The sequence below is a fragment of the Raineyella sp. genome (assembly GCF_034933565.1).
Taxonomy (GTDB): Bacteria; Actinomycetota; Actinomycetes; order Propionibacteriales; family Propionibacteriaceae; genus Raineyella.
On record NZ_JAYFNG010000052.1, the window covers coordinates 25,253 to 45,582 of the forward strand.

A 20,330-nucleotide genomic window follows, 5' to 3' on the forward strand; every position below is an offset into this window, starting at 1 on the left:
CCCGGCCCCGGCGAACGGCACCGGCCTGGCACCGTCCGCCTACGGCACGGAGCCGGCGCCGGTGTGCCGGTGTCCCATCAGGTGCAGCACCCGGTGCGCCATGTCGTCGAGCAGCGTGTAGCGCATCGTCCTGCCGTCCCGCTCGGCGCCGACCCAGCCCTGCCGGCGCAGCACCCGCAAGGCCTGGGAGGTCGTGGTGGGCGTGGTCCCCGCCGCCTCGGCGAGGGCGCCGACCGTGCAGCCCGGATGCAGGTGCATGTAGGCGAGCAGGCGCAGCCGGGTGGGGTCGCCGAGCAGGTCGAACCGGGCGGCCCAGGCTGCGATGTCGTCCGCCGGGATGGGGAGCGGTCCGTCGGCCGGGCGGGTCATCTCAGGCCCTCCAGCCGGAACCCGTACGGCAGCTCGAGGCGATGCGCCGCCAGCAGCTCCGGGTCCGACAGGACGTCGAGGGCCGGGCCGTCGGCGACGATCCGGCCGCCGTCCAGGACCGCGCACCGGGTGCACAGCTGGGCGGCGTACGGCAGGTCGTGGGTCACCATCAGGACGGTCACGTCGAGGGACTCCAGGATCTCGGCAAGCTCGCGGCGCGCGGCCGGGTCCAGGTTCGAGGACGGTTCGTCGAGGACGAGGATGTCGGGATCCATCGCCAGCACCCCGGCCAGCGCGACCCGACGCTTCTGGCCGAACGAGAGGTGGTGCGGGGTCCGGTCCCGGAAGCCGGCCATCCCCACCCGCTCCAGCGCCTCGGTCACCCGCTTGTCGATCACCTCGTCCGGCCAGCCGAGGTTGGCGGGCCCGAACGCGACGTCGCGGCCGACCGTGGGCAGGAACAACTGATCGTCGGGATCCTGGAAGACGATGCCGACCCGGCGCCGGACGTCTGCCACGGTGTCGCGCCCGACCCGCACGCCGGCGACCCGGACCTCGCCGACCCCGGTGCCGCCCACGGCCGGGCCGAGGGTGCCGTTGAGGTGCAGCAGCAGAGTGGTCTTGCCCGCACCATTGGGCCCGACCAGCGCGACGCGCTCGCCGGCGGCGATGGTCAGGTCGACACCGAAGAGGACCTGACGGCCGTCGGGGTAGGCGAACGCGAGCCCCTCCACGGCCAGCGCCGGCGGCAGGACGTCAGCTCCGGCCGCCTCCCTGGCTCCGGCCGCCTCCCTGGCTCCGGCCGCCTCCCTGGTTCCGGCCGCCTCCCTGGTTCCGGCCGCCTCACTGACTCCAGCGGCGACACCGGCCGCGTGACCGACACCGGCCGCCTCACCGACACCAGCACCACGCACCGGTCGGGCGTCGGTCATCGCAGACCCACCCCTCGGGCCACCGGCAGGGCGAGAAGGATCAGGGCGGGCAGGGCGAGGGCCCGCGCCCACTCCCCCGGCGTCGCCCCCGGTCGGCCGCTCGGCGGCAACGCACCGGCGTACCCCCGCGACAGCATGGCCAGGTGGAGCCGTTCCCCGCGCTCGAAGCACCGGACGAACAGGTGACCGGCCGACGCGGCAGCGGCGGCCAGCCGGACCGATCGCCGCCGGTGGTCGCCGCGGGCGGCCTGCGCGATGCCCTGGCGGCGCAGGTCGTCGGCCACGATGTCCAGGAACCGGATCATGTGGGTGAGGACGTCGACCAACGCCCGCGGCAACCGCAGTCGGCCGAGCGCCTCGATGATCTCGTGCGGCGGGGTGGAGGCGGTCAGCACCAGCGCCACGCCGAGTCCCAGGGTCGCCCGGGTGATCACCAGGCCCCCACCGACCAGCCCCGCTTCGGACAGCGTCAGCGGCCCCACCCTCATCCGCGGGCCGCTGGCGACAAGTGGCATCAGCAGCGCGAAGATCAGGAACGGCACCTCGACCCCGCTGCGGCGCAGCGCCCAGCCGACCGGCACCCGGGCGAGCCGGGCGACGACCAGCAGACCGGCCGCGGCGACCAGGAGCACCGGCCACGACGCGGCGGGCACGGCCACCACGGCCAGGGCGAACGCCACCAGCGCGACGAGTTTGGTCTCCGGCGGCAGGCTCCGGACCGGGCTCGGACGCTCCCAGGGCCGTACGACACGACCGGCGCCGACCGGCAGCAGCACCGGGGGCGAGGCCGGCCCCCGGACGTAGGCGGTCGTCACGGCCGGTCCTCGATCGACACCGACCGGCCTTCCACGCCGGAGCATCGGTCCTCCACGCCGCGGCGTTGCCCCTCCACCCTGGAGCGTCCGTCCTCCACGCCGGAGCATCCGTCCTCCACGCCGGAGCGGTGGTGCCCCACACCTGAGCGTCGGTCTTCCACGCACCCACCGGGACCCGGTTGCGGCGCGCCGAGCAGCCTGACCCGGCGGGGACGTACGACCCGGACGACCAGCAGGCCCAGGCCGAGGGTCAGGGCCACCCCGGCCAGCCCGGCCAGCGACGTGCCGAGGACTCCGAGACCGGCGATGTCATAGCCGGCCAGCGGCGAGCCCGACAGCGTTGTCCGGGCGGTGTGCGCGAAGCCGAGCGCATCGGCGACGTGTTCGAGGCCATCGGGGCTGGTCGAGGCGACCAGGCTCAGCCCGCCGGCCACCACGACTGTCACCACCGGGGCGAGGACAGCGAGCCGCCGGCCCGGGCGGGCGACCCCGGACGTACCGGACCGGGCAGCACGGAGCCCGGCAGTATCGGACCCGCCGGCACCCGACCTGGCCCCGGCCGCGGACCTGGCCCCGACACCCGAACCGGCCCCGACACCCGACCCGGCGTCGCCGACCCCGCCGGCACGGTTGGTCGACGCGATCCCGGTGGCGGGCCGCAGCACCACCGTGCCGTCCGGCAGCGTCGCGGCACCCACCCGGGTGGCACTGCCCCCGGCCAACCACACCAGGTCGGGTCGTACGGCCAGCACGGCGCCGACCACGGCGGCAGTGATCAGTGCTTCTCCGACGCCGATCACCAGATGGGTGCCCACCATGGCGAGGGTGAGCGTGCCGAGCGGGATCGGCACCGCGCCCCCGACGGCGTAGAGCAGGCAGAACGCTGCGGCCGCCGTCGGGACCGACACGAACGCGCCGACCCCGCTCGCGATCACGACGCCGCCGCGACGACGGCCGGGCAACGCCACCGCGCCACGCGAGATCAGGGCGGCGACGCCGACCCCGACGACCCCCATCAGCACGATGTTGGTCCCCAGCGCGGTGACCCCGCCATCGGCGAAGACGAGCGCCTGCACCACCAGGACGCAGGACATCACCAGCACGGCGGTCCACGGCCCGACAAGGGCGACGGCCAGTGCGCCGCCCAGGAGGTGTCCGGAGGTCCCGGCCGCGACCGGGAAGTTGACCATCTGCGCGGCGAAGATGAAGCACGCGGTCAGCCCGGCGCGGACCGCCCCGGCCTCCCCCAGCTCACGCCGCGACCCGCGCAGCGCGCCGGCCAGGGCGAGCGCAGCCACGGCTCCGGTCGCCACCGAGGTGGGGACATCGAGGAAGCCATCGGGCACGTGCATGGCGCGACACTATCCCGACGATCACGACATGTGAACAGCCGCTCAGCTATTGCCGCCGCCGATCCCGCGGCTCCGCCTCTGCGGAGCAGTACTGTCGGTCCGCCTCGGCGGAACGATCCCGTCGACCCGGCCACAGTGGAGCCCTGTTGATCCGATCGCGGAGCGGCCTGTGACCCGGCTGCGGTCACGCAGCTGTCCGGGTGCGGCCCGGGTGGGCAGCCCTATGCGGAGCGGCTCACCACGGTGTCGCACAGTTCGCTCAGCGCATCGCGGGCGATCCCCTCGGGCAGCAGCGCCAGGTGGCCGCGGGCGACCTCGGCACGGCGGGCGACCTCGTCGCCGGCGCGTTCGATCACGGCATGGCCGCGCAGCCGGCGCAGCACCTCGGCCAGTGCCGCATCATCGGACAGGTCACCGTGGATCTGCGCGAGCAGATCGCAGGAGTCCTCGTCGTGGTAGTCCGCCAGCATCAGGGTCGGCAGCGTCGGCACGCCCTCGCGCAGGTCGGTGCCCGGCGTCTTGCCGGTGCTGTCAGAGGTGATGTCGATCAGATCGTCACTGAGCTGGAAGACGACGCCCAGTTCCTCACCGAAGCCGGCGAGCGCGGCGACCTGCTCGTCGGGCAGCCCGGCGACCATGCCGCCGAACATCGCCGACGAGGCGATCAGCGAGCCGGTCTTGTCGGCGACCACGTCGAGGTACGCCCCGACGGCGTCCTGGCCCTCGGCGGGGCCGACCGTCTCGGCGATCTGACCCTGCACCAGCCGGGAGAAGGTCCTCGCCTGGAGCCGGACGAAGTCCACGCCGAGATCGGCGACGATGTCCGAGGCCCGGGCGAACAGGTAGTCGCCGATCAGGATGGCGACGCTGTTGTCCCACACACTGTTGGCGCTGGGCGCGCCGCGGCGGATCTCCGCCTCGTCCATCACGTCGTCGTGATAGAGGCTCGCCACGTGGGTGAGCTCCATCACCAGGGCCGCCCGGGTCAGGTCCTCCGCCGACCGCGGCGTGCCGAGGGACGACGCCAGGATCACCAGCAGCGGCCGGAACCGCTTGCCCCCGGCGGAGATGATGTGCCGAGCGGCTTCGGTGACGAACGGCATCGAGCCGGTCGCAGCGGCCGCGAGAGCGGTCTCGATCTCCTCGAGCCGCTCCCGCACGTACGCTTCGAACGCGTCCCGGTTCTGCGGGGCTGAGATGGGAGTCACAAGGCTCACATCATACCCAGCCGCAGGAACTCACCCGCATTGTGGAAGAACGTCATCGCCGGGCCCGGCACGATGCCGAGGACCACCGTGGCGACCAGTCCGAGGACCACCACGACCAGCGTTGCGGCGGAGGTGTCGATGACCTCCGGGCCGTCGACCGGCTCACGGAAGAACATGATCGCGATCACCCGCAGGTAGTAGACGGCGGCCACCAGGCTGAGCAGCACGCCGACCAGCGCCAGCCAGCCCCAGCCGCCCTGGAAGGCGGCGGCGAAGACGGCCCACTTGCCCATGAAGCCGGCGGTCAGCGGGATGCCGGCGAAGCTCAGCATGAACACCGCCATCACCGTGGCGAACACCGGATTCTTCCGGCCGAGCCCGGCCCACCCGGTCAGCTGGGTCACCTCGGCGCCGTTGTCACGCACCATGGTCACCATGGCGAACGCCGGGATGGTGGCCACACCGTACGTGAGCAGGTAGAACGAGGTGGCCGACACCGAGGTGAGACCACCGATCCCGTTGGCGGCCTGGGCCGCACCGGCGACGGCGACGAGGATGTAGCCGGCGTGGGTGATCGAGGAGTACGCCAGCAGCCGCTTGATGTCGGTCTGCACGAGACCGACGAACGCGCCGACCAGCATGGTGAGGATCGCTGCGACGGCCAGCACCGGCTGCCAGTTCCACCGCTCCGCTCCGAGGGCCACGTACAGCACCCGCAGCAGCCCACCGACGGCGGCGATCTTGGTGCAGACCGCCATGAAGGCGGTGACCGGGGTCGGGGCGCCGGTGTAGACGTCCGGCACCCAGCTGTGGAACGGCACGATGCCGACCTTGAACAGCAGGCCGACCAGCATCATCAGCAGGCCGGTGATCAGCACGCCCTCGGCCAGAGTGCTCTGGCCGATGCTGGAGTCGATCACGGCGAGCTGGAAGGACCCTGAGTACGCGAACACCAGCGCGATGCCGAACAGGAAGAACGCCGAGGAGAGCGCGCCGAGCAGGAAGTACTTCAGCGCGGCCTCCTGGCTGAGCAGCCGACGGCGGCGGGCCAGCCCGGAGAGCAGGTAGAGCGGCAGGGACATGATCTCCAGCGCGACGAACATCATCAGCAGGTCGTCGGCCGCGAGGAACAGCATCATGCCGGTGAGCGAGAACAGCAGCAGGGTGAAGACCTCGCTGTGCTCATGGCGGGCCTCGCCGGCCGCCTTCTCGTCGACGGAGCCAGGGGTGGCCGCACCCGACGGGGTGAAGGCGCTGACGCCGCCGTACACCTCGCGCTCGGCGAAGAGCAGGACGGAGAACAGGCCGAAGATCGCCAGCAGCATCCACAGGCCGAGGGCCGGCCGGTCGACCATCAGCATCGCGGTCTGGTCCTTGGCCATCGAGGCGGTCGAGCCGTACATGGCCAGCGAGGAGCCGAAGGCGAGGACCAGGACGACGAGCGACAGTCCCAGCTGGGTCCCCCACCGCGCCCGCCGCGGCAGGACCGCCTCGGCGAGCAGGCTCAGCGAGGCGCCGGCGAAGACGATCACGACGGGCAGGATCGCGGTGAGCAGGCCCGCGTAGTCGATGCTGGTGTTCATCAGTTCTTGCCCTCCGGGATCTGCGGCTGGGGTTCGGAGACCCCGACGCTCTGCATCGCCGCGACCGTCTGGGCCCCCTGGGGGTCAGCCAGCTGCAGGGCAGGACGCGGGAAGAAACCGAGCACGAGGATGATCGCGAGCAGCGGGGCGACGGCCACCCGCTCGCGCAGGGTGAGGTCGGTGTGGACCGTACGGGCCACCTGATCGGTCACCGGACCGGTCATCGTGCGCTGGTAGACCGACATCACGTACACCGCCGACAGCAGCAGGGCCACGGCACCCAGGGCAGCGATCCAGCGGTACTTGCTGAACGTGCCGGCCAGCACCATGAACTCCGAGACGAAGCTCGACAGGCCCGGCAGGGCCAGCGCGGACAGGCCCGAGACCAGCAGGAAGCCGGCCATCATCGGGGCGACCTTCTGCACCCCGCCGAACGCGGCGATGTCGGCCGACCCGCGGCGCTTCACCATGAACCCGACGACCAGGAATAGTGCCGCCGTCGACAGCCCGTGGTTGAACATGTAGAAGATCGAGCCGGAGATGCCGGAGGTGGTCATCGCGAAGATCCCCATCACCATGAAGCCGAAGTGGCTCACCGAGGTGAACGCCACGAACCGCATCAGGTTGCGCTGTCCGATCGCGGCGAGTGCGCCGTAGATGATCGAGATCAGCGCCAGCACCAGGACGAACGGGGTCGCCCACACGCTGGCCTCCGGGAACAGGCCCAGGCAGAACCGCAGCATGCCGAAGGTGCCGATCTTGTCCAGCACCGACACCATCAGGGTGGCGCTGCCGGGGTTCGAGGCCTCGGCGGCGTCGGCCAACCAGGTGTGCACCGGCACCATCGGCGCCTTGATGGCGAACGCGATGAAGAAACCGGCGAACAGCCACTTGCCGATCGGCGTGTTGAACAGTCCGGCAGCCGCGGCCGGCTGCAGCGACTGCAGCGCGTACGTGGGCTGGCCGAGGCCGGCGGTGACCGCGTAGATCCCGATCACCGCGACCAGCATCACCAGGCCGCCGGCGAGCGAGAAGAGCAGGAACTTCATCGCAGCCGCGTTGCGCTTGTGCCCGCCGAATCCGCCGATCAGGAAGTACATCGGGATCAGGGTGGCCTCGAAGAAGAGGTAGAAGAGCAGCACGTCGGTGGCCATGAACACGTACAGCGACAGGCCCTCCAGCAGGAGCGCCAGGCCGAAGAACGTCTGCGAGGTCCACCGGCCCTCGTTGGCGTCCGGGTCGTCCCAGACGGCGATCAGCACGACGGGCACCAGGATCGTGGTCAGCAGGACCATCAGCAGGCCCATGCCGTCGACGCCCAGCGAGTACGAGGCGCCGATGGCCGGGATCCAGGACTGCTGCTCGACGTACTGCATGCCGTTGCCGGGCTGGAAGCCGACGGCGACCACGATCGAGACGACCAGCGTCACGAGGGAGAAGGCGAGGCCGACCGTACGGGCCAGCGAGCCCTTGATGAAGACCAGCGCGAGCGCGCCGATCAGGGGCAGCACCGCGAGAACGGTGAGCCAGGGAAACGTCGTCATGTGGTTTCTCCTCCCGTCAGGCCAGCCGGCCCAGGATCAGCACGACGGCGATGAGGACGAAGCCCGCCACCATCGTCAGCGCGTACGAACGGACGTAGCCGGTCTGGAACCGCTTGATGAGCTGCCCGACGCCCGCGAAGGCGGTTCCCGTGCCGTTGGCGACCGCGTCGATCGCGTGATCGTCGACGGCCACCACGCCCGTCACCACACCGGCACCGGTGTTGGTGAACGCCGCGGCATTGATGGTGTCGCCGTACAGGTCGTTGCGGCCGATCCGGGTCATGATCGAGACGTTCTCCGGGGCCCGGTCGGGGATGTCACCGCGGAACAGCCACCAGCCGAGCGCGACACCCGCGGCCACCACGACCAGCGTGATCAGGCCGATCGGGGTGAAGTGGAACAGCCCGGTGACCTCCACCTCGCCGTTCACCGCCGGGGCCAGGAAGCGGCCGATCCAGTTGTTGATCTCCAGGCCGGCACCGATCGACATCAGCGCGAGCAGGACCAGCGGCACCCACATCACCGCCGGCGACTCGTGCGGATGCTGGTCGTCGCGCCAGCGCTTCTCGCCGAAGAAGGTCATCATCATCAGCCGGGTCATGTAGAAGCCGGTGACCCCGGCGCCGAACAGCGCCAGCACCCCGACCACCGGGTTGAAGTGGAACGCGGCCTCGATGATGTGGTCCTTCGAGTAGAAGCCGGAGAAGAACGGGAAGCCGATGATCGCCAGATAGCCCATCGCGAAGGTGAGGAAGGTGATCCGCATCGCCTTGGACAGGCCGCCGTAGTGGCGCATGTCGACGTCGTCGTTCATGCCGTGCATGATCGAGCCCGCCCCGAGGAACATGTTGGCCTTGAAGAAGCCGTGGGTGAGCAGGTGGAAGATCGCGAACGCGTAGCCGGCCGGGCCGATGCCCGCAGCCAGCATCATGTAGCCGATCTGCGACATGGTCGAGCCGGCCAGCACCTTCTTGATGTCGTCCTTGGCCGACCCGATCCAGGCGCCGGCGAGCAGGGTGACCGTGCCGACGATGACGACCACGGTCGAGGCGACCTCCGACATCGCGTAGATCGCGCCGGAGCGGACCACCAGGTAGACACCGGCGGTGACCATCGTCGCGGCGTGGATCAGGGCGGAGACCGGGGTCGGGCCCTCCATGGCGTCGAGCAGCCAGGCCTGCAGCGGCACCTGGGCCGACTTGGCGCAGGCACCGACCAGCAGCAGGATGCCGAGCAGGGTGGCGACCGACGTGGTCATCTGCGGCGAGCCGGCGTTGACCGCGTCGTACGAGGTCGAACCGAACAGCGCGATCATCAGCATCAGCGCGATCGACATCGCCACGTCACCGATCCGGTTCATCACGAACGCCTTGGTGGCGGCCTTCGCCGCCCGTGGCCGCTCCTGCCAGAAGCCGATCAGCAGGTAGGACGACAGACCGACGCCCTCCCAGCCGAAGAACAGCAGCAGGTAGTTGTCCGCCAGCACCAGGATCAGCATCGCCGTGATGAACAGGTTCAGGTAGGCGAAGAACCGGCGCCGGTTGGGGTCGTGGGCCATGTAGCCGATCGAGTAGATGTGGATCAGCGACCCGACACCGGTGATCAGCAGGGCGAACAGGATCGACAGCTGGTCGATCCGCAGCCCGAAGCTCGCCGTCCAGCTGCCCGCGTTGATCCATTCGTACAGCGGGGCGCTCACCACGCGCTGGTCCGCCGGACGCAACAGCATCTCGGCGAACAGGCAGGCGGCGATCGCGAACGACCAGATCGGCATCAGGGTGGCCAGGTAGTGGCCCCACTTGTCGGTCACCCGTCCGAGGACGAGCAGCAGCAGGGCACCGAGCGCGGGGGCGGCGATCATCGTCCAGCCCCAGGTGAACATTCCCTCGGCCGGGACCGAGGTGACCAGTTCAAGCGGAATCATCGGCGCGCCCCTCAGAACTTCAGCAGGTTGGCGTCATCGACCGAGGCCGAGCGACGCGTACGGTATATGGACACGATGATCGCGAGGCCGACGACGACCTCACAGGCCGCGACCACCATCACGAACAGCGCACCGACCTGCCCGTCGAGGACTCCCCAGTAGTGGGAGAAGGTCACCAGCAGCAGGTTGGCACTGTTGAGCATCAGCTCGATCGACATGAACGCGACGATGGCGTTGCGCCGCAGCATGACGCCCGAGGCGCCGATGACGAACAGCAGCGTCGCGAGGATGAGGTAGTTGTTCGGGCTCATCGTTCTTCGGTTCCCTCCGCGGACTCGGTCCCGGCGCCCGCCGACACGGCGGCCTCCAGCTGCTCACGCTCGGCCTGCGCCGCACCGTCGGCGCGCACCTGCGCCTCCCCCTCGGCATGTGCCTGTGCGACCGTACGACCACCGACGGTGTCCTCCGACTCCGGCTCGATCGCCGCCAGGCTCTCGCGCACCGGATCGGCCAGGTTGTCGCCCCGCAGCATCACACCGCGCAGCTTCAGGGTCCGCGAGACCGACGGTTCGGCCACCGAGCCGTCCGGCAGCAGGGACGGGGCGTCGACGCCGTTGTGCCGGGCGAACACGCCGGAGGCCGGCAGGCCACCCGGATGGGCGCCGGTGCGGGCGTACGCCTGCATCCGCTCCCGCGACTGCTCGGGCTGGGACTTCTTCGGGGTGGTCCGCTCGCGGTGGGCGAGCACCATCGCGCCGATCGTGGCGATCAGCAGCAGGGCCGCCGCGGCCTCGAGGACCAGCACGTAGCGGTTGAAGAGCAGGTAGGCGATGCCCTGCGCGTTGCCCAGCGAGTTCGCCTCGGCCAGGCCGTGCGGGGTGCCGGCGACGGCGTGGCCGAGGCCGACCACCACCAGCACCAGCAGGGCGATCGCGGCCAGCACGGCCAGCACCCGCTGCCCCTTGATCGTCTCGACGACGGAGTCGGTGGTGTCGACACCGACCAGCATCACGACGAAGAGGAACAGCATCATGATCGCGCCGGTGTAGACGATGATCTGCACCGCCAGCAGGAAGGGCGAGTCGAGCGCGCCGTACTGCACCGCCAGGGCGATCATCACGAACGCCATGAACAGCGCCGAGTGGACCGGCTTGCGGGAGAGCACGATGCCGAGGGCGGCCAGCACCATGAACGGCGCCAGCAGCCAGAAGGCCACCGCCTGTCCGGTCACCAGGGCGATCATCGTTCGGCTCCCTTGTTCTTCGCCGGGCCGAGGGTCCGGACGTCCTGGCCGCCCCCGAGCGCCGGGTCCGCGGGCATGCTGTAGTCGGGGTGGAACTGCTTGCGCATCTCCTTGCGCACCTCCGACCCCGCGCGGATCCACGGTGTGCCCACCGGGCGGGCCTCGGACTCGTCGACGTACGTGTCCTGCTGTCCCTCGGGCATCCGGGTGTCCCGGACGCCGGTGTCGGGCAGGCCGAGGAAGTACGCGCGCTCGTCGTCGCCGAGCCGACGCGGGTGCGGCGGCTGCTCCATGCCGGGCAGCAGCGGGGCGAGCAGCTGGTCCTTCTCCAGGATCATCGCCTCGCGGCTGGTGTCGGCGAGCTCGAACTCGTTGGTCATCGTGAGTGCCCGGGTCGGGCACGCCTCGATGCAGAACCCGCACAGGATGCAGCGCAGGTAGTTGATCTGGTAGACGCGGCCGTAGCGTTCCCCGGGGGAGTAGCGCTCCTCCTCGGTGTTGTCCGCGCCCTCGACGAAGATCGCGTCCGCCGGGCAGGCCCAGGCGCACAGCTCGCAGCCGACGCACTTCTCCAGGCCGTCGGGCCAGCGGTTGAGCTGGTGACGCCCGTGGTAGCGCGGCATGATCATCGCCGGCCGCTCCGGATACATCCGGGCCTGGTCGCCCTTGATCTGGGTCTTGCGGAACAGGGTGGAGAACGTCACCCCGAACCCGGCAACAGGATTCACCATCAGGAATCAGCCCTTCGCTGGGAGTCGGACGTTTCGGACAGCGCCGTGCGGGCGGGCTCGTCGGCCGCGGAGCTGACCACGTCGACCAGCCCGGGCACCTGCTGGCCGGGCATCGGCGGGACGGGGTAGCCACCGGCGTACGGGTCGAAGGCCGCCGGCTCCTCCTCGGTCTCCTCGGCCTGTCGCGGACCGCCGAACAGCAGCAGCGCGATCAGCACGGCGGCGACCACGATCGCGGCGATCCAGAAACCGCGGCTGCCGAGCCACCCGTCGGCCACACCGACGCGGAACACGGCCACCAGCATCGTCCAGACCAGAGAGATCGGGATCAGCCACTTCCAGCCCAGTCGCATCAGCTGGTCGTAGCGGATACGGGGAACGGTCGCCCGCACCCAGATGAACAGGAACATGAAGAGGTAGGCCTTGATCAGGAACCAGACCGGGCCGAGCCACGGGTTGTTCAGCGCCGCGATGTTGTTGAACGGCCAGATCGGCAGGTAGCCGCCCATGAACAGCGTCGTCGCCACACAGGAGACCATGAACATGTTGATGTACTCGGACAGGAAGAACAGGGCGTACGTCATGCCGGAGTACTCCGTCATGTAGCCCGACCCCAGCTCGCCCTCGGCCTCGGGGAGGTCGAACGGCTGGCGGTTCGTCTCGGCGAACATCGAGATCACGTAGATGATGAACGACGGGATGAGCAGCAGGAAGTACCAGCCCATCGACCCCTGCCACTGCGCCGAGCCGAACTGCAACGGCCGGGCCTGGGCCTGGACGATCTCGCTGGTCGACATCGTGCCCGCGTACAGGAAGACCGACACCAGCGACAGGCCCATCGCGATCTCGTACGAGATCATCGACGCGGTCGAGCGCAGGCCGCCGAGCAGGGCGTACGTGGAGGAGGACGACCAGCCGGCCAGCACCACGCCGTACACGGCGATCGAGGTGAGGGCCAGGTAGAGCAGCACCGCCGTGGGGGTGTCCACCAGCTGCAGCTGGGTCTGCACGCCGAACATCTTCACCGTGCCGCCGAAGGGGATCAGCGAGAAGGTGCCGAAGGCGACCACCGTCATGATGACCGGTGCCAGCTTGAAGACGAAGCGGTCCGCCAGCTTCGGCGTCAGGTCCTCCTTGAACAGCAGCTTCAGGCCGTCGCCGAGGGCCTGGATCAGACCGAACGGGCCGGCGAAGTTCGGCCCGATGCGCTGCTGCATCCGACCCAGCGTACGGCGCTCCAGCCAGACGTTGAAGATCGTCGCCAACAGGATGAACACGAACCAGATGATCACCTTGACGATCACCAACCACACCGGGTCGTGACCGAACAGGGAGAGGTCCAGCGGGGTCATGCCATGCCTCCAGTCGAATCGTCGGAGCGAGCAGTCGAATCTTCGGTGGCCGGGGCGGCCGCGAGCCCGACCCGGTCACCGGAGCCGACACCGAGGTGCTCGGCCACCGACCGCCCGGGGGCGTTGCGGGGCACCCAGACCACGTCGTCGAGCATCGAGGGCTCCACCACCAGCGGCAGCGTCAGCTCGGCGTCGCCGGCCCGGAGCACCACGGCGTCACCGGCACCGATCCGGGCGGCGGTCGCCGCGGACACCCGGGCGACCGAGGCGGGGGCGGTCCCGGCGAGGTACGGCTCACCGTCCTGACCGCGGCCCGCGTCGAGCAGGGTGCGCCAGGTCGCCAGCACCACGCTGCCGTCGCCGGCACCGGCCGTCACGGCGGCGGGCGCCGGGGTGGTAGGGGCGGCGATCCGCTCCCCCTCCCAGCGGCCCAGCTGATCGAGCTCGGCCTTGGCGGCGTCGACGTCGGCGAAGCCGAGGTCGACGCCCAGCCCATCGGCGAGCGCGACCAGGACCCGCAGGTCGTCGACCAGCGTCTGTGGACGGACGACCTGGGCGACCGGGCGCTCCCGGCCCTCCCAGTCGAGGAAGGTGCCGCGGCGTTCCTCAACAAAGCTGACCGGGAACACCACATCGGCGCGCTCGGTCACCTCCGAGAGGCGCTGCTCGAGGCTGATCACGAAGCCGGCGTTCTCCAGCCCGAGGCGGGCGGCCGCCGGGCTGGCGAAGTCGGTCGGCTCCACGCCGCCGACGATCAGGGCCTTGAGCGTGCCGGCGGCCGCAGCGGCGAGGATCGCGTCGGCGTCCAGGCCGGCCCGGGTGGGCAGCTCGGCGACATCCCAGGCGGCGCGGACGTCGACCCGGGCGGCCGGGTCGGCGACCGGACGCCCACCGGGCAGCAGGGTCGGCAGCAGACCGGCCTCGACCGCACCGCGCTCCCCCGCCCGGCGGGGGATCCAGGCCAGCCGGGCCCCCGTACGCTCCGCGAGCCGCAGGGCTGCGCTCAGCGCACCGGCGTCACCGGCCGCGCGCTCACCGACCAGGATGATCCCGGTCGTCCCGAGCGCGACATCGTCGGTCAGTCCGTCGAGCCCGGCGGCCTCGGCCCCGGGGACGGTCGGCACCAGGGTGGCACCGACCTTGGCTGCACCGTTGCTGAGGTAGGGGGCCAGCGTCCAGACCCGCAGCTTGCGCTTGAGCCAGGCCTTGCGCAGCCGCAGGAAGACGATCGGCGACTCCTCCTCGGGCTCGAACCCGACGAGCAGCACCCCGGAGGCCTTCTCCACGTCGGCGTAGGTCACCGACTCCGCGAGCGTCCGGCCGGCGACCGCATGACCGAGGAACTCGGTCTCCTCGGCGCTGTGCAGGCGGGAGCGGAAGTCGACATTGTTGGTGCCGACCGCGACCCGAGCGAACTTGGACCAGGCGTACGCGTCCTCGACGGTGGTCCGGCCACCGGGCAGCAGACCGACGGACGTGCCGGCGGACCGCAGACCGGCGACCGCGACGTTGATCGCCTCGGGCCAGGAGGCCGGGCGGAGCAGGCCGCCCTCGCGGACCAGCGGGTAGCTGAGCCGATCGTCGCCGCGCCCGGAGGTGAAGGCGAAGCGGCCCTTGTCGCAGTTCCACTCCTCGTTGACCTCGGGGTCGTCACCGGCGTAGCGGCGCATCACCTCGTTGCGGCGATGATCGACGCGCAGCTCGCAGCCGGCCGCGCAGTGCTCGCAGGTCGTCATGGTGGAGACCAGGTCGAACGGGCGGGCCCGGAACCGGTAGGCGGTGCTGGTCAGCGCACCGACCGGACAGATCTGGATGACGTTGCCGGAGAAGTAGGAGTCGAACGTCTGGTCGCCGTGGATCGCGACCTGCTCGACCGGGCCGCGCTCGGCCAGATCGATGTAGGGGTCACCGGCGATCTGGTCGGCGAACCGGGTACACCGCGAGCACAGCACACACCGCTCACGGTCGAGCAGGATCTCCGAGGACAGCGGGATCGGCTTGGGGTACGTACGCTTCACGTCGCTGAAGCGGGTGTCGCCGTTGCCGACCATCATCGCCTGGTTCTGCAGCGGGCACTCGCCGCCCTTGTCGCAGATCGGGCAGTCGAGCGGATGGTTGATCAGCAGGAACTCGTTGATCCCGTTCTGCGCCTTGGCGGCCACCGGGGAGGTCTCCTGGGTCCGGATCACCTGGCCCGGCATCACCGCGGTGGTGCAGGAGGCCTGCGGCTTCGGCATCGGCCGGCCGCGACCGTCGTCGGTGATCTCCACCAGACACTGGCGGCAGGCGCCGACCGGGTCGAGCAGCGGGTGGTCGCAGAACCGCGGGATCGGCTTGCCGATCATCTCCGCGGCCCGGATGATCATCGTGCCCTTCGGCACCCGGACCTCGACGCCGTCGATGGTCACGCTGACCAGGGTGGCCGGGTCCGTCTCGGCGATCTGGCGCGCCAGCGGGTTGCGGGAGGCGACGGGGGCCGCCGCGGTCCGCTGGACGAGGGCCTGGGGGTCCTGGATCGTGTCGTCGGTCATGCGGTGGCTCCGCTCTCGGCAGCGACCGCCGGACGGTACCAGGCGGTCGTCTTCTCGTAGGGGAACAGCTCCCAGGCCGGCGTGTGCAGACCGGCCTCGAACTCGGATCGGAAGTGCTGGACCATCGACTTCACGATCGTGGCGGTGCCGTCGGCGAGCGCGCAGAACGACCGGCCGGCGATGTTGTCGGCCAGGTCGAGCAGCTTGTCGACGTCACCCTCCTCGCCCTGACCCGCCTCGAGCCGGGCGAGCAGCTGGACGAGCCACCACGAGCCCTCGCGGCAGGGGGTGCACTTGCCGCACGACTCGTGCTTGTAGAACTCGACGTAGCGGGCGCAGGCCCGGACCGCGGAGGTGGTCTCGTCGAAGCACTGCAGTGCCTTGGTGCCGAGCCCGCTGCCGGCCTTGGCCGGCCCGTCGTAGTCGAGCGGCACGTCCAGGTGGTCGGCGGTGAGGACGCCGAGCGAGGAACCGCCCGGGGTCCAGAACTTCAGCTGGTGACCGTGCCGGATCCCGCCGGCGAGGTCGAGCAGCTGGCGCAGGGTGATCCCCATCGGCGCCTCGAACTGCCCCGGGTTGGCCACGTGGCCGGACAGCGAGTACAGCGTCATGCCCCGCGAGCTCTCCGAGCCCATCGAGGTGAACCAGTCCACGCCGTTGGCGATGATGGCCGGGACGGTGGCGATCGTCTCGACGTTGTTGATCACCGTCGGGGAGGCGTACAGGCCGGCGACGGCCGGGAACGGCGGCTTGAGGCGCGGCTGGCCGCGGTGGCCCTCGAGCGAGTCGAGCAGGGCCGTCTCCTCGCCGCAGATGTACGCGCCGGCACCGGCGTGCACGGTGACCTCGAGGTCGAAGTCGGTGCCGAGGATGCCCTTGCCGAGGTAGCCGGCCGAGTACGCCTCGCGGACGGCCTGCTGCATCCGGCGGATGACGTGCAGCACCTCACCGCGGATGTAGACGAACGCGTGGTGGCAGCCCACCGCGTACGAGCTGATGATGATGCCCTCCAGCAGGGTGTGCGGGGAGGCCATCACCAGCGGGATGTCCTTGCAGGTGCCCGGCTCGGACTCGTCGCAGTTGACCACGAGGTAGACCGGGTTGGGGTTGTCCTTGGGCAGGAAGCTCCACTTCACGCCCGCCGGGAAGCCGGCGCCGCCACGGCCGCGCAGGCTGGACGCCTTCACCTGACCGGCGATGTCGCCGGCGGGCTGGGCGAGGGCCTTGCGGAGCGCCGCGTAGCCACCGCGACGCTCGTAGTTGGTCAGCTTCCAGGCCCGCTCGTCGCCCCAGTTGGCGCTGAGGACCGGGGTCAGCATGTCGGTCACTTGCCCTCCTCCTGCGATGCCGTGCCCGGCAGGTCGGCCGGGTCGGGGGCGTGCCAGCCGTTGCGCTCCGCGATCTTCAGGCCGAGCAGGGACTGCGGCCCGGCGGCCGGACCCTCGTCGGCGCGCCCGTCGGGGAAGCCGGCGAGCACCCGTTCCGCCTCGCGCCACGAGGTGATGGTGGCGCCGCGCGGGGAGACCACGACCTCGTCGTGGCGCAGCTTCTCGACCAGTTCGACCGCCTTGCGGGGGGTCATCGTGTCGAAGAACTCCCAGTTGACCATCACCACCGGGGCGTAGTCGCAGGCGGCGTTGCACTCGATGTGCTCCAGCGTGATCGCGCCGTCCTCAGTGGTCTCGTCGTTGCCGATGCCGAGGTGCTCCTGCAGCGCGGCGGCGATCTCGTCACCGCCGAGGATCGCACACAGCGAGGTGGTGCAGACCCCGACGTGGTGCTTGCCCATCGGCTTGCGCTTGTACATCGTGTAGAAGGTGGCGACGCCGTTGACCTCGGCGGGCGTGATGCCGAGGATCCGGGCGCAGATCTCGATCGCGGCTGGGGTGATCCGGCCCTCGACGCTCTGCGCCAGGTGCAGCATCGGCAGCAGCGCGGACCGCTTCTGCGGGTAGCGGGAGGCGAGTTCCTCCATCTCCGCGACGGTCTCGGCCGTGATCCGCGTCTCCTCGGTGGGGTCGGCCTCGACGCCCCCGGTGTGGTCGAAGTGGCTCCGGAAACCGCTCATCGATCGACTCCTCCGATCACCATGTCGAGACTTGCCCCGGCGACGGAGACGTCGGAGAGCATGGCTCCCTTCGCCATCGCCGGGAGGCCCTGCAGATTCGCGAAACTGGGGTCGCGGAAATGTGCCCGGTAGGGCCGGGTGCCGCCGTCGGAGACGACGTGCGCGCCGAGCTCCCCCTTGGGGCTCTCCACCGGGACGTACGCCTGGCCGGGCGGGACCTGGAAGCCCTCGGTGACCAGCTTGAAGTGGTGGATCAGCGACTCCATCGACTCGCCCATGATGTGGCGGATGTGCTCGTTGGCGTTGCCCTGGCCGTCGGGGCCGACGGTCAGCCGGGCGGGCCAGGCGATCTTCGGGTCGTCCACCATCCAGGGCTGCCCGTCCATCCGCTCCAGCCGGTCGATCGCCTGGTCGATGATCTTCAGCGCCTCGAACATCTCGTCGCGACGGACCACGAACCGCGCGTACGCGTCACAGCCGTCGTCGGTGACGACGTCGAAGTCGTACGTCTCGTAGCCGCAGTACGGCTGCTTCTTGCGCAGGTCCCAGTCCAGGCCGGTGGCCCGCAGCGGCGGTCCGGAGGTGCCCAGGGCCATGCAGGCGGACAGGTCGAGGAAGCCGATGCCGTTGTCCAGCCGGGCCCGGAAGATCGGGTTGTCGTCGCACAGCTGGCCGACCTCGGGCAGGTGGGCGTGCAGCCAGGCCGACATCTCCCGCAGCTTGGGGATGGCTCCGGCGGGCAGATCGTTGGCGACGCCGCCGGGACGGATGAAGCCGTTGTTCATCCGCAGGCCGGTGATCATCTCGATCATGTCGAAGATCACCTCGCGCTCGCGGAACGCGACGGTCATCACGGTGGTGGCGCCCATCTCGTTGCCGGTGGTGCCGATGGCGACCAGATGGTTGACGATCCGGTTCATCTCCATCAGCAGGACCCGCATCACGCTGGCCTTCTCCGGCACGTCCGCCTCGATGCCGAGCAGCCGCTCCACCCCTAGGCAGTAGGACACCTCCTGGAAGAACGGGGTGAGGTAGTCCATCCGGGTGCACAGGGTCACGCCCTGCGACCAGGTGCGGTACTCCATCGACTTCTCGATGCCGGTGTGCAGATAGCCGATCGCGACCCGGCAGTCGGTCACGGTCTCACCGTCGAGCTCGAGGATCAGCCGCAGCACACCGTGCGTGGAGGGGTGCTGGGGGCCCATGTTGACGACGATGGTCTCGTCGCCGCGCTCGGCCTGGGCCTCGGCGATGTCGTCCCAGTCGCCGCCGTCGGCGTAGTAGGTGGCGTCGACGTCCGGGTCACCGGTCTGGCGGTACGGGTCCGCACCGGCCGCGGTGGTGTCGTCGAGGATCTCCTCGTCGTGGAATTCGGTGCTGCTCATGAGTTGTAGTCCCTCCGCTCGTGGACCGGGGAGTTCGTGGCGCCGTGGAACTCGATCGGGATGCCGCCCAGCGGGTAGTCCTTGCGCTGCGGGTGGCCGGGCCAGTCGTCCGGCATCTCGATCCGGGTCAGGGCCGGGTGGCCGTCGAAGATGATCCCGAAGAAGTCGTACGTCTCCCGCTCGTGCCAGTCGGCCGTCGGGTAGGTGGCCACCACCGAGGGGATGTGCGGATCGGCGTCGGGGCAGGTCACCTCGAGCCGGATCCAGCGGTTGTGCGTCATCGAGAGCAGGTGGTAGACGGCGTGCAGTTCGGCACCCCGATCGGTCGGGTAGTGCACCCCGGACACGCCGGAGCACCACTCGAAGCGCAGCATCGGGTCGTCCCGCAGCACCCGGGCGACCTCGGCGATGTGCTCGCGCTCGACGAACAGGGTGATCTCGCCACGGTCGATGACGACCTTGCGGATCGCCGTGTCCGGGTCACCGATGCCGGCGCGCAGACGCTCCACGGCGTCGTCGTACCAGCCGCCGTACGGGGGACGGCTGGCCTGCGGCATCTCGACGTACCAGGTCATGTCGTTGTATCCGGAGACGTCGGCGGTGGTCGACGCGTGGAACATGCCCTGGCGGACGTCGAGGACCTCACGCTCCTGGCGGGGGCGCTGCTCGCTCTCGGGGACGGCGGGGACGTTCTGTTCACTCATCGGAGCAAGCCCTTCTGCTCGGCGAGGGGGGAGGCGACCAGCTGGCGAGCCTCCCGGGCGATCGCGGCGTCCCGCTCGTCGGCGCCGATCGGCGCGTTCTGCACGATGGTGCGCAGCTTCATGATGCCGTCGATCAGCATCTCCGGACGCGGCGGGCAGCCGGGGACGTAGACGTCGACGGGGACGATGTGGTCGACGCCCTGGACCAGCGCGTAGTTGTTGAACATGCCGCCGGAGGAGGCGCACACGCCCATCGACAGTACGCGCTTCGGCTCGGCCATCTGGTCGTAGATCTGCCGGACGACCGGGGCGAACTTCTGACTCACCCGGCCGGCGACGATCATCAGGTCGGCCTGGCGGGGCGAGGCCCGGAAGACCTCCTGACCCCAGCGACCCGCGTCGTGCGGGGTGGCGCCGAAGGACATCATCTCGATCGCGCAGCAGGCCAGGCCGAAGGTGGCCGGCCAGAAGGACGCCTTCCGCGCCCAGCCGAACAGCTGTTCGGCGGTGGTCAGCAGGATCCCCTGGGGGATCTTGTCCTCGACACCCATATCAGCACCTCACAATTCGGCTGTGGACGGACGTGGCG

17 protein-coding genes and 1 pseudogene are annotated in these 20,330 nt (G+C 70.3%); all 18 read right to left on the reverse strand.

Translation table 11 applies throughout. The annotated features are described in order from the left end of the window. Positions 1 to 39: 39 nt before the first annotated feature. Positions 40 to 369, reverse strand: coding sequence for a metalloregulator ArsR/SmtB family transcription factor (locus VB059_RS13190; protein WP_323422442.1), 330 nt, complete (start codon positions 367 to 369; stop codon positions 40 to 42). Continuing rightward, positions 366 to 1,301 (reverse strand): ABC transporter ATP-binding protein, encoded by a 936-nt coding sequence (locus VB059_RS13195; protein WP_323422443.1) that lies wholly within the window; start codon positions 1,299 to 1,301, stop codon positions 366 to 368. The genes VB059_RS13190 and VB059_RS13195 overlap by 4 nt, the downstream gene beginning before the upstream one ends. Then, on the reverse strand, positions 1,298 to 2,116 hold the full coding sequence (gene cbiQ, locus VB059_RS13200) for a cobalt ECF transporter T component CbiQ (protein ID WP_323422444.1): 819 nt from the start codon (positions 2,114 to 2,116) through the stop codon (positions 1,298 to 1,300). The genes VB059_RS13195 and cbiQ overlap by 4 nt, the downstream gene beginning before the upstream one ends. Beyond that, complete coding sequence (locus VB059_RS13205; protein ID WP_323422445.1) at positions 2,113 to 3,468, reverse strand: energy-coupling factor ABC transporter permease; 1,356 nt, start codon at positions 3,466 to 3,468, stop codon at positions 2,113 to 2,115. The genes cbiQ and VB059_RS13205 overlap by 4 nt, the downstream gene beginning before the upstream one ends. A gap of 221 nt (positions 3,469 to 3,689) precedes the next feature. After that, positions 3,690 to 4,667, reverse strand: a complete 978-nt coding sequence (locus VB059_RS13210) for a polyprenyl synthetase family protein (RefSeq protein ID WP_416339564.1) — start codon at positions 4,665 to 4,667, stop codon at positions 3,690 to 3,692. Between the two features lie 14 nt (positions 4,668 to 4,681). After that, positions 4,682 to 6,259 (reverse strand): NADH-quinone oxidoreductase subunit NuoN, encoded by a 1,578-nt coding sequence (nuoN, locus tag VB059_RS13215; RefSeq protein WP_323422446.1) that lies wholly within the window; start codon positions 6,257 to 6,259, stop codon positions 4,682 to 4,684. Next, positions 6,259 to 7,803 carry an NADH-quinone oxidoreductase subunit M gene (locus VB059_RS13220; RefSeq protein WP_323422447.1) on the reverse strand — a complete coding sequence of 515 codons (1,545 nt, stop codon included), beginning with the start codon at positions 7,801 to 7,803 and terminating at the stop codon, positions 6,259 to 6,261. The genes nuoN and VB059_RS13220 overlap by 1 nt, the downstream gene beginning before the upstream one ends. A 16-nt stretch (positions 7,804 to 7,819) precedes the next feature. After that, positions 7,820 to 9,727 carry an NADH-quinone oxidoreductase subunit L gene (gene nuoL, locus VB059_RS13225; RefSeq protein WP_323422448.1) on the reverse strand — a complete coding sequence of 636 codons (1,908 nt, stop codon included), beginning with the start codon at positions 9,725 to 9,727 and terminating at the stop codon, positions 7,820 to 7,822. 11 nt (positions 9,728 to 9,738) lie between these two features. Continuing rightward, positions 9,739 to 10,038 carry an NADH-quinone oxidoreductase subunit NuoK gene (nuoK, locus tag VB059_RS13230; RefSeq protein WP_323422449.1) on the reverse strand — a complete coding sequence of 100 codons (300 nt, stop codon included), beginning with the start codon at positions 10,036 to 10,038 and terminating at the stop codon, positions 9,739 to 9,741. After that, complete coding sequence (locus VB059_RS13235) at positions 10,035 to 10,970, reverse strand: NADH-quinone oxidoreductase subunit J (protein WP_323422450.1); 936 nt, start codon at positions 10,968 to 10,970, stop codon at positions 10,035 to 10,037. Before VB059_RS13235 ends, nuoK begins: the two co-directional genes overlap by 4 nt. Positions 10,971 to 11,173: 203 nt before the next feature. Further along, positions 11,174 to 11,698 (reverse strand): annotated as a pseudogene (gene nuoI, locus VB059_RS13240) (NADH-quinone oxidoreductase subunit NuoI); the annotation flags it as partial. 2 nt (positions 11,699 to 11,700) lie between these two features. After that, positions 11,701 to 13,053 (reverse strand): NADH-quinone oxidoreductase subunit NuoH, encoded by a 1,353-nt coding sequence (gene nuoH / locus VB059_RS13245; protein WP_323422451.1) that lies wholly within the window; start codon positions 13,051 to 13,053, stop codon positions 11,701 to 11,703. Next, complete coding sequence (locus VB059_RS13250; RefSeq protein ID WP_416339565.1) at positions 13,050 to 15,494, reverse strand: NADH-quinone oxidoreductase subunit G; 2,445 nt, start codon at positions 15,492 to 15,494, stop codon at positions 13,050 to 13,052. The genes nuoH and VB059_RS13250 overlap by 4 nt, the downstream gene beginning before the upstream one ends. 86 nt (positions 15,495 to 15,580) lie before the next feature. After that, the gene (gene nuoF, locus VB059_RS13255) at positions 15,581 to 16,912 is read right to left on the reverse strand and encodes an NADH-quinone oxidoreductase subunit NuoF (protein WP_323422453.1); all 1,332 of its coding nucleotides are present in this window, start codon (positions 16,910 to 16,912) and stop codon (positions 15,581 to 15,583) included. Further along, positions 16,909 to 17,652 carry an NADH-quinone oxidoreductase subunit NuoE gene (gene nuoE, locus VB059_RS13260; protein WP_323422454.1) on the reverse strand — a complete coding sequence of 248 codons (744 nt, stop codon included), beginning with the start codon at positions 17,650 to 17,652 and terminating at the stop codon, positions 16,909 to 16,911. The genes nuoF and nuoE overlap by 4 nt, the downstream gene beginning before the upstream one ends. Next, the gene (locus tag VB059_RS13265; RefSeq protein WP_323422455.1) at positions 17,649 to 19,037 is read right to left on the reverse strand and encodes an NADH-quinone oxidoreductase subunit D; all 1,389 of its coding nucleotides are present in this window, start codon (positions 19,035 to 19,037) and stop codon (positions 17,649 to 17,651) included. Before VB059_RS13265 ends, nuoE begins: the two co-directional genes overlap by 4 nt. Beyond that, the gene (locus VB059_RS13270) at positions 19,034 to 19,741 is read right to left on the reverse strand and encodes an NADH-quinone oxidoreductase subunit C (protein WP_323422456.1); all 708 of its coding nucleotides are present in this window, start codon (positions 19,739 to 19,741) and stop codon (positions 19,034 to 19,036) included. Before VB059_RS13270 ends, VB059_RS13265 begins: the two co-directional genes overlap by 4 nt. Beyond that, on the reverse strand, positions 19,738 to 20,292 hold the full coding sequence (locus VB059_RS13275) for an NADH-quinone oxidoreductase subunit B family protein (RefSeq protein ID WP_317691160.1): 555 nt from the start codon (positions 20,290 to 20,292) through the stop codon (positions 19,738 to 19,740). Before VB059_RS13275 ends, VB059_RS13270 begins: the two co-directional genes overlap by 4 nt. Positions 20,293 to 20,330: the final 38 nt, after the last annotated feature.

What these genes read in the sequence shown, in the direction of transcription:
- nuoK (WP_323422449.1), bottom strand. Translation starts at nt 10,038, where the DNA reads ATGAGCCCGAACAACTACCTCATCCTCGCGACGCTGCTGTTCGTCATC.
- nuoH (WP_323422451.1), bottom strand. Translation starts at nt 13,053, where the DNA reads ATGACCCCGCTGGACCTCTCCCTGTTCGGTCACGACCCGGTGTGGTTG.
- VB059_RS13195 (WP_323422443.1), bottom strand. Translation starts at nt 1,301, where the DNA reads ATGACCGACGCCCGACCGGTGCGTGGTGCTGGTGTCGGTGAGGCGGCC.
- nuoN (WP_323422446.1), bottom strand. Translation starts at nt 6,259, where the DNA reads ATGAACACCAGCATCGACTACGCGGGCCTGCTCACCGCGATCCTGCCC.
- VB059_RS13265 (WP_323422455.1), bottom strand. Translation starts at nt 19,037, where the DNA reads ATGAGCAGCACCGAATTCCACGACGAGGAGATCCTCGACGACACCACC.
- nuoL (WP_323422448.1), bottom strand. Translation starts at nt 9,727, where the DNA reads ATGATTCCGCTTGAACTGGTCACCTCGGTCCCGGCCGAGGGAATGTTC.
- VB059_RS13205 (WP_323422445.1), bottom strand. Translation starts at nt 3,468, where the DNA reads ATGCACGTGCCCGATGGCTTCCTCGATGTCCCCACCTCGGTGGCGACC.
- VB059_RS13270 (WP_323422456.1), bottom strand. Translation starts at nt 19,741, where the DNA reads ATGAGTGAACAGAACGTCCCCGCCGTCCCCGAGAGCGAGCAGCGCCCC.
- VB059_RS13190 (WP_323422442.1), bottom strand. Translation starts at nt 369, where the DNA reads ATGACCCGCCCGGCCGACGGACCGCTCCCCATCCCGGCGGACGACATC.
- nuoE (WP_323422454.1), bottom strand. Translation starts at nt 17,652, where the DNA reads ATGAGCGGTTTCCGGAGCCACTTCGACCACACCGGGGGCGTCGAGGCC.
- VB059_RS13220 (WP_323422447.1), bottom strand. Translation starts at nt 7,803, where the DNA reads ATGACGACGTTTCCCTGGCTCACCGTTCTCGCGGTGCTGCCCCTGATC.
- VB059_RS13275 (WP_317691160.1), bottom strand. Translation starts at nt 20,292, where the DNA reads ATGGGTGTCGAGGACAAGATCCCCCAGGGGATCCTGCTGACCACCGCC.
- VB059_RS13235 (WP_323422450.1), bottom strand. Translation starts at nt 10,970, where the DNA reads ATGATCGCCCTGGTGACCGGACAGGCGGTGGCCTTCTGGCTGCTGGCG.